Annotated in this window: 15 protein-coding genes and 2 pseudogenes; 13 read left to right on the top strand and 4 right to left on the bottom strand. The window is 69.5% G+C overall.

The features are described from left to right. The 3 genes from ACZ5XZ_RS32845 to ACZ5XZ_RS32835 all read left to right on the top strand — a co-directional run. Nucleotides 1-180: Hsp20/alpha crystallin family protein (locus ACZ5XZ_RS32845; RefSeq protein ID WP_468984762.1), on the top strand; the 180-nt coding region annotated here is incomplete at its 5' end. A 98-nt stretch (nt 181-278) separates the two neighbouring features. Next, a complete protein-coding gene (locus tag ACZ5XZ_RS32840) occupies nt 279-674 on the top strand; it encodes a DUF2267 domain-containing protein (protein WP_468984760.1) in 396 nt (131 codons plus the stop codon). Nucleotides 675-738: 64 nt separating this feature from the next. Continuing rightward, nucleotides 739-1182, top strand: a complete 444-nt coding sequence (locus ACZ5XZ_RS32835) for a DUF2267 domain-containing protein (protein WP_468984758.1) — start codon at nt 739-741, stop codon at nt 1180-1182. Nucleotides 1183-1402: 220 nt separating this feature from the next. Here ACZ5XZ_RS32835 and tgmB read toward each other — a convergent pair whose 3' ends face one another. Both tgmB and tgmA read right to left on the bottom strand, forming a co-directional pair. Continuing rightward, complete coding sequence (gene tgmB, locus ACZ5XZ_RS32830; RefSeq protein ID WP_468984756.1) at nt 1403-2371, bottom strand: ATP-grasp ribosomal peptide maturase; 969 nt, start codon at nt 2369-2371, stop codon at nt 1403-1405. Next, on the bottom strand, nt 2371-2619 hold the full coding sequence (tgmA, locus tag ACZ5XZ_RS32825) for a putative ATP-grasp-modified RiPP (protein ID WP_468984754.1): 249 nt from the start codon (nt 2617-2619) through the stop codon (nt 2371-2373). The genes tgmB and tgmA overlap by 1 nt, the downstream gene beginning before the upstream one ends. A 1473-nt stretch (nt 2620-4092) precedes the next feature. Between tgmA and ACZ5XZ_RS32820 the strand changes: the two genes are divergently transcribed. The 7 genes and pseudogenes from ACZ5XZ_RS32820 to ACZ5XZ_RS32790 all read left to right on the top strand — a co-directional run. Continuing rightward, the gene (locus ACZ5XZ_RS32820) at nt 4093-4410 is read left to right on the top strand and encodes a trypco2 family protein (protein WP_468984752.1); all 318 of its coding nucleotides are present in this window, start codon (nt 4093-4095) and stop codon (nt 4408-4410) included. Beyond that, nucleotides 4407-6626, top strand: coding sequence for a S1 family peptidase (locus ACZ5XZ_RS32815; protein ID WP_468984750.1), 2220 nt, complete (start codon nt 4407-4409; stop codon nt 6624-6626). The genes ACZ5XZ_RS32820 and ACZ5XZ_RS32815 overlap by 4 nt, the downstream gene beginning before the upstream one ends. 172 nt (nt 6627-6798) lie before the next feature. Beyond that, nucleotides 6799-8421 carry a GMC oxidoreductase gene (locus ACZ5XZ_RS32810; RefSeq protein WP_468984747.1) on the top strand — a complete coding sequence of 541 codons (1623 nt, stop codon included), beginning with the start codon at nt 6799-6801 and terminating at the stop codon, nt 8419-8421. A gap of 105 nt (nt 8422-8526) precedes the next feature. Further along, nucleotides 8527-9171 (top strand): annotated as a pseudogene (locus ACZ5XZ_RS32805) (alkaline phosphatase family protein); the annotation flags it as partial. Between the two features lie 105 nt (nt 9172-9276). After that, nucleotides 9277-10020 (top strand): SDR family oxidoreductase, encoded by a 744-nt coding sequence (locus ACZ5XZ_RS32800; RefSeq protein WP_468984745.1) that lies wholly within the window; start codon nt 9277-9279, stop codon nt 10018-10020. A 301-nt stretch (nt 10021-10321) separates the two neighbouring features. Next, nucleotides 10322-10591: a hypothetical protein gene (locus tag ACZ5XZ_RS32795; protein WP_468984743.1), complete on the top strand. Its 270-nt coding sequence runs from the start codon at nt 10322-10324 to the stop codon at nt 10589-10591. Between the two features lie 66 nt (nt 10592-10657). Next, nucleotides 10658-10761 (top strand): annotated as a pseudogene (locus ACZ5XZ_RS32790) (IS5/IS1182 family transposase); the annotation flags it as partial. 120 nt (nt 10762-10881) lie between these two features. Here the strand turns inward: ACZ5XZ_RS32790 and ACZ5XZ_RS32785 are convergent. Beyond that, nucleotides 10882-11553 (bottom strand): HAD family hydrolase, encoded by a 672-nt coding sequence (locus tag ACZ5XZ_RS32785; RefSeq protein ID WP_468984741.1) that lies wholly within the window; start codon nt 11551-11553, stop codon nt 10882-10884. A gap of 149 nt (nt 11554-11702) precedes the next feature. Between ACZ5XZ_RS32785 and ACZ5XZ_RS32780 the strand changes: the two genes are divergently transcribed. Then, nucleotides 11703-12143, top strand: coding sequence for a GNAT family N-acetyltransferase (locus ACZ5XZ_RS32780; RefSeq protein ID WP_468984740.1), 441 nt, complete (start codon nt 11703-11705; stop codon nt 12141-12143). Between the two features lie 184 nt (nt 12144-12327). Here ACZ5XZ_RS32780 and ACZ5XZ_RS32775 read toward each other — a convergent pair whose 3' ends face one another. Beyond that, on the bottom strand, nt 12328-12543 hold the full coding sequence (locus ACZ5XZ_RS32775) for a heavy-metal-associated domain-containing protein (protein WP_468984738.1): 216 nt from the start codon (nt 12541-12543) through the stop codon (nt 12328-12330). A 384-nt stretch (nt 12544-12927) separates the two neighbouring features. Between ACZ5XZ_RS32775 and ACZ5XZ_RS32770 the strand changes: the two genes are divergently transcribed. Beyond that, nucleotides 12928-14310 carry an MFS transporter gene (locus tag ACZ5XZ_RS32770; RefSeq protein ID WP_468984736.1) on the top strand — a complete coding sequence of 461 codons (1383 nt, stop codon included), beginning with the start codon at nt 12928-12930 and terminating at the stop codon, nt 14308-14310. Between the two features lie 17 nt (nt 14311-14327). Continuing rightward, the gene (gene asnB, locus ACZ5XZ_RS32765; RefSeq protein ID WP_468984734.1) at nt 14328-16163 is read left to right on the top strand and encodes an asparagine synthase (glutamine-hydrolyzing); all 1836 of its coding nucleotides are present in this window, start codon (nt 14328-14330) and stop codon (nt 16161-16163) included. The last annotated feature ends 53 nt before the right edge of the window (nt 16164-16216 follow it).

Here is a 16216-nt window from a genome sequence, read left to right as displayed (position 1 = left end):
GAGCGGCCGCTGGGCGTCTTCTCCCGCCAGATCGTGCTCGCCGACACCCTCGACACCGAGCACATCGACGCCGACTACGACGCGGGCGTGCTCACCCTGCGCATCCCCATCGCCGAGCGCGCCAAGCCCCGCAAGATCTCCATCGGCGTCGGATCCGGCCGCAAGGAGATCTCCGGCTGACACCGGCCGGACAGGTGCGGAGGACGGGCACCTGATATCGCACTCACCCCCGCCCTCCGCACCCCCGTGGACAGTCCGAAGAAGGGGTGGCGGCCGAGATGACTCTGCGTCGCGAAGCGTTCCTCGACCACGTGAAGGAACGCGGCGAGTACGACACTCTGGAAGAAGCCGAGCGCGCGGCCCGGGTAGTGCTCGCTCTGCTCGGCGCGCACCTGGTCGGCGAAGTTCGCGCCCGGCTCGCAGCCCGCCTGCCGGAGGACTTCGCCCTGATCCTCCTCAACCCGCTGCAGAGCGCCGAACCGCTGCCACCGGAACGGTTCGTCCGGGCGACCGCAGCCTGGGTCGAGGGCGCCACCGAGCAGACCGCGACCTGGGACGTCAGCGCCGTGCTGTCCACCGTCGCCGACACAGCCGGCGACGACCTGCTGGGGGAGATCCTGCTCCAGCTGCCCACCGGCTACGACCTCCTCTTCGGCCGCCCCGGGTCCGCCTGACCCATATCTCGGTGCCACATACCGGCACCACCCCACCCTGGTTCCACGAAAGGCATGCATCGCAGTGATCACCGACGCGCGCGTACCGCTTGAGCACCAGCAGCCGTACGGGACGGCGTATGAGCAGATGTTGGAGAAGGTCCGCTACGAAGGCGCCTACCCCACCCGCGAGAGGGCCGACGAAGCCGTCCGCCTGGTCCTCTCGGGGCTGGGACGCCAGCTGACCGGCGACGAACGCGTTGACCTGGCCGCGCGGCTGCCCTTGGAGGCCGCACGCGTCCTGACCGCACAGATCCCGGACACCCAGCCACTGACCGGCTGGGCCCTGGTCAAGGACCTCGCCGCCCGCACCGGCGCCTCCCTGGCCACCACCCGCTGGGACACCGGCTCCGTCTTCGCAGCCGTCGCCGCCTACGCCGGCCCCGACCTGATCACCCGCATCCTCCAGCAGCTCCCCACCGGCTACGCCCTGCTGTTCGGCCGCGCCGAACTCAAACCCGCCGCATAAACGGGCCGTGTCCTTCCGGCGCCCACGGGAGTGGAGACGACGACGCGTACACGGGCCCTCAAGACCCCACGGGACGCGTGCCGTCAGCGACCCCGGTATCGCGCCCGTCGCCCGGGACCGCAACAGGCCGGCCCGGCCTGAGAGAGTCCGGCTTATACAGAACCGGCTTATACAGAAGGGGAGGAAGCCCGCCGGGGCGGGCTGTCCGCCGGAGACCGGCTCAGGCTTCGGGGCCCTTCTGGAGTTCGTCAGCAATGGCATGGGCGATCGACTCGGTGATCGATTCGGGTTGCCATGCCCACTGTCCGTTGGGGTTGCACTCGAGGAAGTACCAGTCGCCGGTGGACGTGACGGCGAAGTCGAACGCGCCGAAAGCGAGTCGGGACATGGTGAGGTAGGCGGACACCGAGAGCGCGACCCGCTCGGGGACGGCGATCGGCGTGCACTCCATCAGGGATTGCCGCTGCCGCCAGTCGAGATCGGGACTGTCGATCCGGACCGCGAACAGCCGGTTGCCGACAGCCGTGAGACGCACGTCGAACGTCTTCTCCACCTTGGCTTGGAACAGGTGCGGGCAGACGGCCACGGCGGCGGTGATCTCGTGCGGGCGCACCTCCCGCACCCACACCTGTTGTGCTTGGCCGTCAACCGTATAGGGGGTGTTCCACAAAGGCTTGTAAACCACTCCTCCGGTCTGGTGGGTGGCGAACTCCCGTGCCTGGTCAGGGTCGTTGGTGAGCAGCGTGCTGGGGACCGAGAAGCCGCAGCGCTGTGCGGCGGCGAGCTGGGCAGGTTTGTACTCCGCCGCCCGGTTGTTCCACGGGTGGTTGACGTAGTGGGCTCCGGAGAGCGACGCCAGGATGCCGCCGACACCCCACAGGGATTGCGAGGCTGCGAACCGGCGTTCCTGTCCGTCCAGTTCTGGCGGGCCGTCGAAGGGCGAGGGACGGCGCGTCCAGACGGAGCGCACTTCGGTGAGGTCGAGCTTGCGGCTCGGCGTGCGCAAGGTGCCGCGCTGATCGCCCGTGCGGTACGTGGCGGTGAGCGCGGCACCTGTGTGCAGGTCTGTGCCGGGGTCGAGACGGACTACCGGGACCTGGCGTTCCGCGAGGATCCGCAGTACCACGTCGGTGGTCACGTCGTGAGGGTTGGTCAATACCAGTACCGACCCGCTCGGTCCCGTCGTCATCAGTCGTGGTCGGAGTCCGAGGAGTCGTCGGAGTCGTAGCTGTCGGCGCTGCTGGTACTCGTGGAGTTCGAGGTGCTGCTGCTGGTTCGGTGGTTGTGGAGTTCGACCGTGCGGCCGTGTTCGTCGATGACGACGGCGATCTGGGTTGCGGGGTCGATCACCGGGGTGCGCAGGGAAATCAGGCCGGTCTCGGCATACGGTGCCATGCGGGTGGTGCCCCAGGGTGCGCCGGGGTCTCGCGTTTCCATCGTTCGACTCCCTTGCTTTTCGACTGTTCGTTTGAAATGACCCTCCCCTTGGTGGGCGAGGTTTTCAAGTCCGCCTGAGGTCGGCTTGCCGGCTCCCCACTTCAACCCAGCCGCACCGCCGCCAGGAACACAAGGCCGCCGAAAAGCGGAGTACGTCCCAAACAAGGGCCTGGGCGGGGGCCGGCACCTGGTCACGTCCGGACCGGCTCCAGCGCAACGCTGACTACGGAACTTCTCCTGAATCTTGAGGCATATTCACCATGGGCGTGCCATCTGACGCAAAGGCGCCTGTCCTCGCTCGCCCTTCAGTAGCGTGGAGCCGCTGTCGTAGCTCTCTCTGGTGAGCCAACGCCTCGGGTAAGAGGCTGCCGTGCGCGGCCTTGCATCAGTGGGGGACGCGCCCAACGCGCTGTCCGCGGAGAGGGAGTGAGCCGAAAGGGCGTCCCTCCCGCGTTTGTTCAAAACGCGGAGGTATCGGCAGTGAAAAGGAAGAGGACATGGCGGAGGGAAGTTGCGCAACGGTTCACCATCGCCCTGGCGGTCAAGGCGCTATGGGCGCTGATCTCTGAAGCGCTGTTCCCTGACGCCTAGTAATGTCTGCTGGTCGAAGTGCACCGCGCGCCCCTGGGCGCCGACACTTCGGCCAGCTCCTCACTGGCTGCCACCCGCAGTCCTCCGGTGCGCGTCCATGAGCGTCACCCGCGCCGCCCCCGCCGATCCTCCCCGTTGACCTGCAGGAGCGATACGAAGACAAGGGTTTGCCCTGGGGCCTCGCCCAAAGGAGAACGTCAAGGCAAACCCGGTGGTCACATGAACGGCTAGCGGCGGAAGAAAAGAATCTCAAGCACGCGGAGCGCGCGCCCCCTGATCCGTGGGTCATCGTGCACAGTCGCCATGACAGCAAGCGCACTAACCAATGCCACGAAATGCAATGCGGCTGATTGAGGCAGGTTCTGTGTCATGCGAGAAGCCAAGCAGGACGCACGCGCTCGCCGCAAACCCGCATGGCAAAATTCCCAGCCGGTGCATGCATTCTTTACATGATGACAGCACAGCGTGATCGAACCCGGCGGACTCGAACTAAGCCCAATACCAGGGCGTAGAGTCCAGTTCGAGCGTTTCACCTGCGGAAACGCCACCCTTCGGTGGCCCGGCAGCGCAAGATCACTGGCATGGGAGCTACCCCCGCACGCCGCTACGATCCATTCGTCGGCCGGCCGAGAAAACCCGTCAAAGAACCACCGCACCCCCCTCTCCGCTGACCACTTCAGACAGACAGACAGACGGGCGGGGGCAGGGGCAGGACTCCCGGACGCGGATCCGCACGCCCCGTGGCGACCTTGGAACCCGCCTTGGCATGGACGGACGCCCGAGCCTCGCCCTGCTGTCCACGCCGTTGCCTTGCTTTACTCTGAGTCAGCAAACTTTCGAGGCGAACGACAGTACGAGGGGGATGTGTTGGGGGCCGGGGACATGGAACTCGCCGAGGCGGTGCAGGCGGTGCGCGACGAGTTGATGAGTGCCGCCGCTCAGGGTGCCGGGAACGACATCGCTTTCAAGGTGGGACCGATCGCGCTGGAGTTCACCGTCGAGCTGCGGAAGGACGCCCGTGCGCGGGGCGGTATACGCGCGTTCGTCGTCTCCGGGGAGACCGACGCCGGCGTGAGCCGGACGCGCACGCACCGCGTGTCGCTCACTCTTGAGCCCGTCCAGACCAACGGAGAGCCCGTGCTCATCGCCGCCGACGATGAGGGCGACGTGTCCGGTCTCGCCGGTGCCGGCACGTTGTGAGCGGCACCTTACGCGCCGGCCGGCCGGTGGGCCCCGAGCACAACCGCGTCGCCGCCGTGCAGATCACCGGCAGCAGGGGCAGTGGCTATCTGCTGACCCCGCGGCTGCTCCTCACCGCGGCCCACGTCGTCAGGGACGAGCCCGAAGCACGGGTGACGGTGGTGGGCGGAACGGGCAGCCACAGCGCCCGGGTGGTGTGGAGGGGAGCGGAGACGTGCGATGCCGCCCTGCTGGTCTCCGCCGAGGACCTCGTCCGGCCGGAGACCGTCGCACGGTTGTCCCCGGTGCACTGGGCGAGGTTGATGGACGACTCCCCCCTCGGCGGCTGCCAGGCCATGGGCTTTCCCCGTGCCCAGCACGACAGGACACGCGGCGTGGACATCGAGCACATCGAGTGCGCGCTGCGCCCCGGCTCGGGCATCGTCCGCAACAGGTACGTCCTGGACGTCAAGGACGTCTCGCCGGAGCTGGCGAGCGGCAATTCACCGTGGGAGGGCATGTCGGGGGCTGCGCTCTTCGCCGAAGGGCTGCTGCTGGGAGTGGTGGCGGAGGCCCCCCGCAACTGGAGACATCAGCGGCTGGAGGCGGTCAAGGGCAGGACCCTGCTCGACGACGTGTCCTTCGTCGACGCCTTCACCCGCCATGCCGGGACCGCACCGTCCGTCACCGAACTGTCGTCGGCCGCGCGGAGGAGGAAGCCGCTCGCCCTGGCCGGTGCGCTGCACTCGGCACCGCGGGATCTGGCGGCGACCATTCGCGCGCACTGGGCAACCGCCCGGCAGCAGTTCTTCGACCGTATGGGCACACCGTCCGAGCCCACCGACGGCCGACGTGACCTGCTGGCGTGGCTGCAGCAGTTCGACGACCCCTTCACCGAGGACGTCGAAGGCCGGCGCAATCTGATCGACCGCTGGCTGACGAACCCGGAGGTGACGCCCGATCTGAAGGTCCTGCGCCTGCTGTGCTGGCTCGATCCGGACGGGGAGGCGGTCTGGAAGGGCACTCGTGTGACCATGGAATCGCTGACCGTGGCGTGCTTGCAAGGCCGCCTGGACACAGACGGTCCGGCGGCGGGCGTCTACCGGGACCTCTGTGCGGGCGGGTTGCTGGATGCTCTGGCCGCCTTCACCGAACTGCGCGGTCTGAGCGGGAGACAGGAGGCGTGGGACGACGCCTGGGAGTCCTGGCGACAGGTGGCCGGATCGGTCGACCTGCCGGGCCCGGCCCGGGAGTGGGCCGACGGCGACGCGCGCGGTGCGCTACTGGCCGCGCTCCTCCCAGATCCCCGTACCGGGGAATGGCTCCGCACCGCCTTCGGGCGCCTGACGCCGCCCGCCGCTGGAAGCGTCGGATGGTACGACCGCTTGTGCGAGCAGGGCGGCGATCCGGACTCTCCCATCGGACGGCTCGTCCGCACCGACTTCGCCGCGTACGCCGCGCTCGATGCGGAGCGGCTGGCGCAGAAGGCGGCGGACGACGCGAAGCGGCAGGCCGAACTAGCGGCACGTGCGGAGGAAGCCCGCGCGCTTGCGGCAGCCGATGCCGAGCATGAGCGTCAGTGGGCCGCCTACGAGGCCGCTCGGTGCAGACCCGCCGCCCGGTGGGGGGCAGCCGTCCGCGTGACGCTGTGGCTGGGGATCTGGGGCGTGGTGATGGTCCCGGCGGCCTGGATCGTGTGGGGCTGGACCTGGCCGTCCCTGGCCGGAACGATTTCCTGGCACCTGCCCTGGCTGGCCCTGTCGGCCTACGTTGCCCGGTTGCCGCGAGCCGTACGGCTGGGTGCGGCCTATCAACCTCCCCTCCGGTACCCGCGCAAGTGGCTCCCGGCCGACCTTGCCAGTATCCGAGGAAGCCTGCAGAAGGCGGGCTTCGTGTTCGGCGCGGTCCTGGTCGCAGGGGTCCTGCTGCACGACGTCGGCCAGATCCTGACGACCGTCTTCTTCGTGTGCCTGTACGTCGCGGTGTACCTGTACGCCGACCACGGCTACCAGGGCCCCACACCGTCGGCTCTCCGCGACTGGGACGACGAGCATCAGGCACGGCTACGGGCTCACACGACCTTGCGGAAGGAAGCCGACGCCCACCGTGCTACCACTCGCGTCTTTTCCACATCGGCGCGAGAGCGAGCAGCTGCCTACCAGACATTCATGAAGGACATCGCCACCACGGCAGGACACAAGCGACGCTCGGACTCCACCGACCGCGACACCGGCTGAAGCGATCCGCGACGATGCCCCACGCCGCACGGGACAACGTCGGGCAAGTCTTCCCCGGCAACGAGCGGCGGCCCGTCCACACGGCCGGGCAGCCGCCCGCCCCGGACTTCGACGGTGAGAAAGGTGTGCGCGGACTCTAGGCGGAGGGAAATGCTCCGCACATGATGCGCACATGACTTCGATTCTGACGCGTCGTCAGTTAGTGGGGATTGCTGCCTTGCAGGCTGCGGCCGTGCTCGGGCTGACCCGGATCGGCCTGACGCCGGCCGGGGCGGCGACCGGGAGCGCCGAGGACTACGCTCCGGCCGTTGTCGTCGGCTCCGGCTACGGCGCGGCCGTGGCCGCACTCCGGCTGGGGGAGGCGGGGGTGCGAACCCTCGTCCTGGAGAGGGGCCGCCTGTGGAACCAGCCCGCCGAGGACGGCAAGGTGTTCTGCCCCATGCGTGTCCCCGACCGCCGGTCCATGTGGTTCCGGACCCGGACAGAGGCACCGCTTGCGACATTCCTGTGGCTGGACGTCGTCAACCGCGACATCACCCCCTACCCCGGGGTCCTCGACCGGGTCCGCTTCGACGCCATGTCCGTGTACGTCGGACGCGGCGTCGGCGGCGGATCGCTGGTCAACGGCGGCATGGCCGTCACCCCGTCCCGCGCGTACTTCTCCACGATTCTTCCGCAGGTCGACGCGGCCGAGATGTATGACCGGTACTTCCCGCTCGCCCACCGGATGCTGGGCGTCAACACCGTCGCCCCGGACTGGTTCGAGAGCACCAAGTGGTACCGGTTCGCCCGGGTCTCCCGTACCCACGCCCACCGGGCCGGCCTGCGCACGACCTTCGTGCCGGGCGTCTACGACTTCTCGTACATGCGGCGCGAAGAGGCGGGGGAGGTCACCAAGTCGGCGCTCGCCGGTGAGGTGATCTACGGCAACAACCACGGCAAGCGGACCCTGGACCGCACTTACCTGGCTGCCGCCCTCGGCACCGGCCAGGTCACCATCGAGACCCTCCATCGCGTCCGCGCGATCCGGCAGGAACCGGACGGCGGCTATGTCCTCACCGTGGACCGGACCGACGAGACAGGCCGGGTCATCGCCACTCGGGAGATCGGCTGCCGTCACCTCTTCCTCGGCGCGGGCAGCCTCGGCACCACCGAACTCCTGCTGCGCGCCCGGGAGACGGGTGTGCTCCCCGGCCTCTCCGCCGAGGTGGGCCTGGGCTGGGGCACCAACGGCAACGTCATGACCGCGCGAGCGAACCATTTGTGGGACACCACCGGCGAGTGTCAGTCCACGATTCCCGTCATGGCCATCGACGACTCGACGAACCCGACCACGCCCGTGTTCGCCGAGATCGCCCCGCTGCCGATGGGCCTGGAACACTGGATCAGCCTCTACCTGGCCATCACCCGCAACCCCGAGCGCGGCAGCTTCGCCTACGACCGGGCGACCGACGCGTTGAAGCTCCGGTGGACCCACGACCAGAATCAGCCGTCCGTCGACGCCGCCAAGTCCCTCTTCGACCGCATCAACCAGGCGAACACCACGATCTACCGCTACGACCTGTTCGGAGGCAACCGGCCCTTCGCCGACGACTTCACCTACCACCCCCTCGGCGGCTGCGTCCTGGGCCGGGCCACCGACGCGTACGGCCGGATTCCCGGCTACCGAGGTCTCTACGTCATGGACGGCTCGCTGATCCCCGGCTCGATCGGCGTGAATCCCTTCGTCACCATCACCGCCCTCGCCGAGCGCAACCTCGCACGCGTACTCGCCGAGGACGGGATCAGTGGGTGATGTGCCACCAGGGCAATTCAACTCACGGCTGGCGACGGGCCTCCGTTCATCCCCGATTCACCCATTGTCATCGTCAGCTGTCTGTTGAACCTCGCCGATCCCCGGCACCTGTGGAGCGGCAAGGTCGACTCGACCAGCTACGACGGCGGCGAGGAGTCCGGCCTGACCTGGGAGACCTACGCGGAGGCGCTGCAGAGCGCCGGAGTGGGCTGGAAGGTCTACCAGAACGCGAACGACAACTTCGGCGACAACGGACTGGCGTACTTCAAGAAGTTCGTGGACGCCAAGTCCGGCGACCCGCTGCACGACCGCGGCATGGCCTCGGTGCCCCGCGTCACCGGTTCGACCCCGGCGACATCGCCGCCGTGATCAAAGCGGACGTCGTGGGCGGGACGCTGCCGCAAGTCTCCTGGGTGCTGGCCAATGAGGCGTTCTCCGAGCATCCCTATGCCCCGCCGGGCGATGGAGCGCACTTCGTGGACCTCGTGATCCGGGCGCTCGCCGCCCGACCCGGCCGTCTTCGACAGCACCGTGCTGTTCCTCAACTACGACGAGAACGACGGCTTCTTCGACCACGTCCCGCCGCCGGCCCCGCCCGCGGGAACCGGCGGCGAATTCCTGAACGGTGTGCCGTACGGGCTCGGCTTCCGCGTCCCCCTGATCGTGATATCCCCGTGGACCCGCGGTGGCTGGGTGAGCTCCGAGGTGTTCGACCACACCTCCGTACTCCGCTTTCTGGAGAAGTGGACGTGTCCGTGATCGGCAATGGCGTGGACGCGCGGCCCGGGACGATCTAGCGTCGGGCAGCGACGGCGCCGCACTTCCGCGCGCAGCGCACCAGCACACGGGGAGACCATGTCCAACGGGAACGTGTCCATCGAGAGCACCGAAGCGCCCGTCGCTTTCATCACCGGAGGGTCGAGCGGGATCGGGGCGGAGACCGTGCGCCGCCTGCTGGGCCTCGGCTACCGGGTCGCGGCGACCGGGCGCAGCACGAAGAAGCTGGCCGTGCTGGCCGAGTCCGCGGCGGAGGCGGGCGCGGGCGACCGGCTGCTGACGTTCGAGGGGGATGCGGCGGACTGGGGGCAGGTCTCGTCGGCGGTCGAGGAGACCGTGCGCGTGTTCGGGCGACTGGACTACGCGATCGCCAACGCCGGGTACGCGACCAACGGCACCGTCGAGACCGGCGACCCCGAAGAGTGGCAGGGCATGGTGCTCACCAACGTCCTGGGTCCCGCACTGCTGGTGCGGGCGGCGCTCCCGGCACTGAAGGCGTCGCAGGGCCGGATCGTGCTGATCGGGAGTGTCGCGGGGTTCAAGAACACGCCCGGCAACCTCTACTCGATGACGAAGTTCGCGGTGACCGGGCTGGCGGAGAACGTCCGCATGCTGACGACCGGGTACGGGGTCGGCACGACGCTGATCGCGCCGGGCCGGGTGCGGACGCCGTTCTGGGACGACCGCCCCGGCGGCGCCGACGCGGCGGGCCCGATGATCTCCGCCGAGCAACTGGTGGACACCGTCGTGTGGGCGATCTCCCAGCCACCCGGCGTGGACGTGAACACGCTGGTCGTCCGGCCGATCGGCCAGCCGAACTAGGGCATGGGCCTGGGCATGGGGCATGGTCTGACGGGTCACGGCTTGAGCCAGCGGAAGGATCGGCGCGCCCGGCCCGGCTCACCGTGTGCCGGGCCGGGCCACGACGGTCAGGAGTGCGCCCGCAGCCATCGGGCGCCGCTGGTGAAGATCGCGCCCGAACGGGTGACACTCCGGCACTTTGATATGAGCGCAGTGGTTAGGGCCTGTGGCAGCGCGATTTCGGCGTCCGAGGACAGGACGCTCCGGAGGCACGAGGGTCGTGCGCCGCCATGCAGCGCGTCTGCCGGAAGGGATACAGGTCGTGAAGATCGCCAAGTCTGCTGTGGGTGTTGTCGGTGTCGCGCTGGTTCTGGGGGCCGCGTCCCCGGCGCTCGCGGCTCCTGGGCCGCGCAGTGGTGAGATGCAGCTGCTGGACGCCGCCACGGTCACCAAGCAGGACGTGAAGAACCCGCTCAGGGACCTCGACGTCAAGGCGCTCGTCGGCTCGCTGGACAAGGTCGCTGACAAGCTGCACACGAAGAACGACCTCGCCTCCAAGACCAAGGCCCTCGGCGTCGGGGGCGCTCGCTGACCTTCGGCTGGTGAGACTTGGGCGCCCCTGTAGCAGGGGCGCCCAAGCCATGTCCGGATGCGTGTCTTCGCGCTGCTGCACCACTTTCGTCGTCTGCGCATCCGCTGGGAGAAGCGCGACGACATCCATGAAGCCCTGCTCAGCCTCGGCTGCGCGCGCTGCTCTGCTGGCGACGGCCGACCGTTGTTCAATGCCGTTACTCATGGGCGCTGTTGGTGCTCCCTGATAGTTCAAAGAGCTCCAACAGCGCCGGGTGTCTCCACAGCGATACCTGGTGCCGGCGGACGGGCTCAGGCCACCACGGCGTCGCCGGAGGATCCGGACGCGAAGGCCAGGATGTGCGGGACCGCTTCGCGCAGGCTCTCGAAGTGGCGGTGCACGCCCTCCACCGCGGCAGCGGCGTTCACGCCCCACACCGTCATACCGGCCCGCAGCCCGGACTGCACCCCGGACGGGGCGTCCTCGATGACCAGACAGTTCCCCGGCTCGGCACCCAGGCGCGCAGCTGCCCGCAGATAGGGAACGGGAGAGGGCTTGCCCTCTTCGACAGCGGCTGCGTCCACGATCAGGCCCGGCATCGGCAAGCCCGTCCGCAGGAAACGGCCGCGTACCCGGTGTTCGTAGTTCGAGGTCACCAGCGCCCAGGAGCCCGACGGCAGGCCGCGCAGCACCTCTGCCGCGCCGTCGAAGGCCGCATAGACGCCGGACCGGACGTCCTCGTCCTCCAGCTCGTGCAGTGCGGCCAGGCACTCGTGCGGATCGTGGCGCGCAGCGACCTGCGCAAAGGTTTCCGTGGGCCTGGTCCGCAGGGCCACCCGGTAGACCTCGTCCGGGTCCAGCCCGTAGCTCTCCGCCCACGCCCGCCACACCCGGCGCTGGTTGCCCACCGCGTCGATCAACGTGCCATCGACATCGAACAGGACGTACCTCGTCCGGCCGGACTGCACAGATTCGCTTGTCACGCACCGATCATGCCAGGCGCCGAGCAGCCACTTACGGGGCAGCCCTGGAAGCGTGTCTATTGGCTGCGTGCACCCGTGGTGGCCATGGCGTCTCCGTGGCGCGATGAAATGGAGTTGACGTTCCCGGTGTACTCGGGTCTTCTGCTGCGATGTCTGACCTTCACATCCAGCAGCCGGACGACGACGTCGCGCTCAGGGACTGGCAGTACGTCCACAACACGATCATCCCTACCCACCTCCTGTCCATGGACGAGGTACGCGAGCGCGCACAACGCCATCACCTGGAGGTCGCCTACCTCGGTGACGTTCTCGTGGGCTGCAGCACGGTGCGCCCTCCGTCGGACGACACGCTGACGGCCACGGTCATCGCCCGTGTGCTCGCTCCTCACCGTGGGCAGGGGTTCGGCGAGGAGCTCTACGCGCGCGGGCTCAACCGCGCGCGGGAGTTGGGCGCCAAGGTGATCGAAACGGTGGTCCTGTCCTCCAACGAGGACGGTCTGCGGTTCGCATGCAAGCACGGCTTCGCCGAGATCGAGCGGTACCTGCTGCCCGGGGAAACCATTCCCTGGACCGATCTGCGCCTTTCCTGATCCGAGTCGCCCGGGACTCGTCGCTCCGGCATGGCGATCGTGGAGCAACGAGTCCCGGCCGGCTTGCGGTAGCTGTTCCAGCGCTGGGGACGTGCGACCCGCAGGGGCCCGTCGCTGCCCCGGTACGCGACGTCCTACACCGCGCAGGGCCGGACGGCCGTCCTCACATCCGATGCCCCCTTGTTCAGGCGGCGGCCGGCGCGGCGACGGCGTAACCGGCCTCGACGACGGCAGCGCGCAGTCGCTCGTCGTCGAGGTCGGTGCCGCGGACCGTGACGGTGTTGGTGGGGAGGTCGACGACGACCTCGCTGACCCCCGGCACCTCGGAGAGCTCTTCCGTGATGCTCGCTACGCAGTGCTCGCAGCTCATACCGGTGACGTTGTACTGCTTCTGGGTCATGGGAGAACTCCTGGGTTTCATGTGGGGCTTTCGGTGGTGTACGGATCCGCGGGCGGGGGTGTTCAGGCCGCAGGCCCGCCGCCCTCACCTCAGGAGTCGGCTGAGCGGAGTACGGAGTTCCACGGCTGGGGCGGGCGGGTGCCGGTTTCGGCTGGTCGGAGCGGACGGCAAGTGGAAAAGATCAAGAGGAAGACAGGAGGAAGACAGGAGCAAGACAGGAGGAAGACAAGACGAAGACAAGTCCACTGGTCACTTTCTGGGTGTGGCCGGGAACTCGCCCCCGATCCTCCTCGACTCATGAGACGAGGTTGCTGTCCGGCAGCCCACCGCGACGGTGAGGGGGGAAGAGTGGCACACGGTCCCGGTTCGGAACGGCCCGGTCACATGCCTGGTCGCACACCCGTCGGCGAGGACCGCTGGTCGCTGGTCGCCGTGGCGGGCCTGCTGGCGTTCGTGGCGATGCTCGACATGAATATCGTCAACGTGGCCCTGGCGGACATCGCCGATGGTCTGCAGGTGCCCACCGCGCTGGCCCAGTGGGCGGTGCTGGGCTATCAACTGCCCGTTGTGGCACTGCTGTTGCCCGTCGGTCGGTGGCTCGACGGCGTGGGGCTGCGTCCTGCCGTGCTGGTCGCGACCTGCGGCTTCGGCCTGTGCAGCGTCCTGGCCGCCGCCGCGCCCTGGATGGCCGGGCTGATCGCCGCCCGCCTGATGCAGGGCGCGTTCGGGGCGGTGCTGTTCGTGCTGATGCCGGTCCTCGCGATCCGCTCCGTACGACCGGAGCTGCGCGGCCGGGCGATGAGCGTGCCCGCCACTCTGGGCCCGCTGGGCGCGGTGGCCGGACCGGTCGTGGGCGGGCTGCTGCTGGACCACCTGGGCTGGCGTTCGGTCTTCCTGGTCAAGATCCCGTTCTGCGTGCTCGCCCTGGTCGTGGCCTGGAGGGCCATGCCGAGGGGCGGCGGGCTGCGCCGGCCCGATCGGCGGTCGGTGGCGGACGCACTGCTGGTGTCCTCGGGTGTGGCAGTCCTGCTGCTGGCGCTGACCCTGGCAGCGGACCACCCGGCATGGCTGGTGCTCGCCATCGCGGCGGTCCCGCCGCTCTGGTGGTGGCTGCGCGGTCCGGGCGGTCGGCCGGTGGCCGGTGTCATGAGGGCGACGGGGCTGTTCCGGGCCCATGGCGCGGTGCTGGCCCTCGCGGCCGGATTCGCCGCCATGCACTATCTGATCGCCCTGCATCTCCAGCACGACAACGGTGTCAGCGCCACCACGACCGGACTGACCGTCCTCGCCTTCCCCCTCGGTATGGGCCTGGCCGGGCAGATCGGTGGACGCCTCGCCGACAGGTGCGGCGCCCGGCCGGTCGCGACCGCAGGTGCCGCCGTCACCGCCGCCGGCCTGCTCCTGCTGGTGCCACTGGGCGATGGCTGGTCACCACTGGACGTGGCCTGGCGGCTGGCGCTGGCCGGCGCCGGCATGGGCCTCAACGGCGGCCCCACCCAGGCCCTGGTCATGGGCGCCGCCCCACCGGACCGGACCGCGACCGTCGGTTCCACGATGCAGCTCGCCCGCAGCCTCGGCTTCACCCTCGGCCCCGCCCTGGCCACCGCCGTCTGGGGACTGATCGGGCCCGACGAGGGAGTACGAGCCGGGCTCGCGCTGGCCGCCACCGCCGCCTGCCTCGCCGTACCCCTGCTCGCCCTGCCCAGTCGGCCGCCCACCTCTGTGCCCGAGAAGACCGCCGACGCGGCGCCCGCCGCCCACCACTGACCCAGGAGCCACCCCCCATGTGCGGAATCACCGGCTGGGCGTCCTTCCACCACGACGCCCGCACCCAGGCCCCGGTCATCGAGGCCATGACCGCCACCCTCACCCCGCGCGGCCCCGACGCCGGCGGCGTCTGGATCGGCGAGCACGCCGCGATCGGCCATCGCCGGCTGGCCGTCATCGACCTGGCCGGCGGTGCGCAGCCGATGACCGACCGGCCCGACCGGCCCGACCGGTCGACCACCGTGCTCGCCTACAGCGGCGAGGTCTACAACCATCACGAGCTGCGAGCCGAACTCCGTGGCCGGGGACACCTCTTCCACACGCGCAGCGACACCGAGGTGGTACTGCGCGCCTACACCGAGTGGGGCGAGGACCTCGCCGAGCACTTGGAGGGGATGTTCGCCTTCGCCGTCTGGGACGAGCGCGCGCAGCGGCTGCTGCTGGTCCGCGACCGGCTCGGCGTCAAACCGCTGTTCTGGGCGGCCCTCGACGGCGGCCTGGCCTTCGCCTCGGAGCCCAAGGCCCTGTTCGCCCACCCGGAGATACGGCCCCGGGTGGACGCCGACGGGCTGCGGGAGGCGTACAGCCTGCTGTTCAACACCGGGCCGACCGTGTGGTCGGGCGTACGGGAGGTGGCGCCCGGCGGCCTGCTCGTACTGGACCGGGACGGCATCCGCGAACGCCGCTACTGGCAGCTGGAGGCCGAAGTCCACGACGACGACCAGGACACGGCCGTCGAACGGATCCGTGCGCTGGTCGGCACGGCCGCCCGCGGTCAACTGGAGGCCGACGTCCCGCTGTGCAGCCTGCTGTCCGGCGGCATCGACTCCACCGTCCTGACCGCACTGCTCGCCGACGAACTCCGGCTGCGCGCAGGCCCGTACGCCCGCATCCGCTCCTACGCCGTCGACTACAGCGACCAGGCCGAGCAGTTCACCGGCGACGTGCTGCGCACCGGCCACGACACCCCCTACGCCACCGAGGCCGGCGCCTACATCGGCACCGACCACAGCACGGTCGTCCTCGACCCGCGCGCCCTGCTCGACCCCGAGCACCGCAAGGCCGTCGTCGTGGCGCGGGACTCGCCGATCGGTGTCGGCGACATGGACACCTCGCTGTACCTGTTGTTCGGCGAGATCCGCAAGCACTCCACCGTGGCCCTCTCCGGCGAGGCGGCGGACGAGGTGTTCGGCGGCTACCCCTGGTTCCACAACCCCAAGGCGCTGGCCGCGGCCACCTTCCCGTGGCTGCTCGTCACCGGTGACGAGGCCGCGATGCCGCTCAACCCGGAGCTCGACCTGCGCATGGGGGAGTTCCGCCAGGACACCTATCGCAGCGCGCTGGCCGCCGTACCGCATAGGGACGACGAGACCCCCGCCGAGCACCGGCAACGCGAGATGCAGCACCTGTCCCTGACCCGCTGGCTGCGCCAGCTCCTGCACCGCAAGGACAGGTTGAGCATGGCCCAGGGGCTGGAGGTCCGCGTCCCCTACTGCGACCACCGCCTCGTCGAGTACGCCTTCGCCACGCCCTGGGCACTGAAGAGCTTCGACGGCCGGGAGAAGAGCCTGCTGCGCGCGGCCGGTACGGGCCTGGCGCCGGAGTCGGTCCTGTGGCGCCCCAAGAACCACTACCCGGCCACCCACCACCCCGACTACAACCGTGGCCTGCAGGACCTGGCCCGCGACGCCCTGTCCTCCGAGCAGGTCCGTGCCCTGGCCGACGAGGCCCGCATCAAGCCCTGCCTCGACACCCCGCCCGAACGTCTGGAGTGGGGCCACCGCCTCCGCCTCGAACGCGTTGTCGACCTGGCCCTGTGGCTGGACCACCACCGACCCGAACTCGCCCTCTGAAGAGCCTTACCACGACCCTCCAGAACCCCGGCCGGCCGTGGAACCCAAGCCCG

It is taken from the genome of Streptomyces sp. NPDC033270 (genome assembly GCF_055576575.1).
Note: the sequence above shows the minus strand (reverse complement) of the source record. Positions and strands in the feature narration are given on the sequence as shown.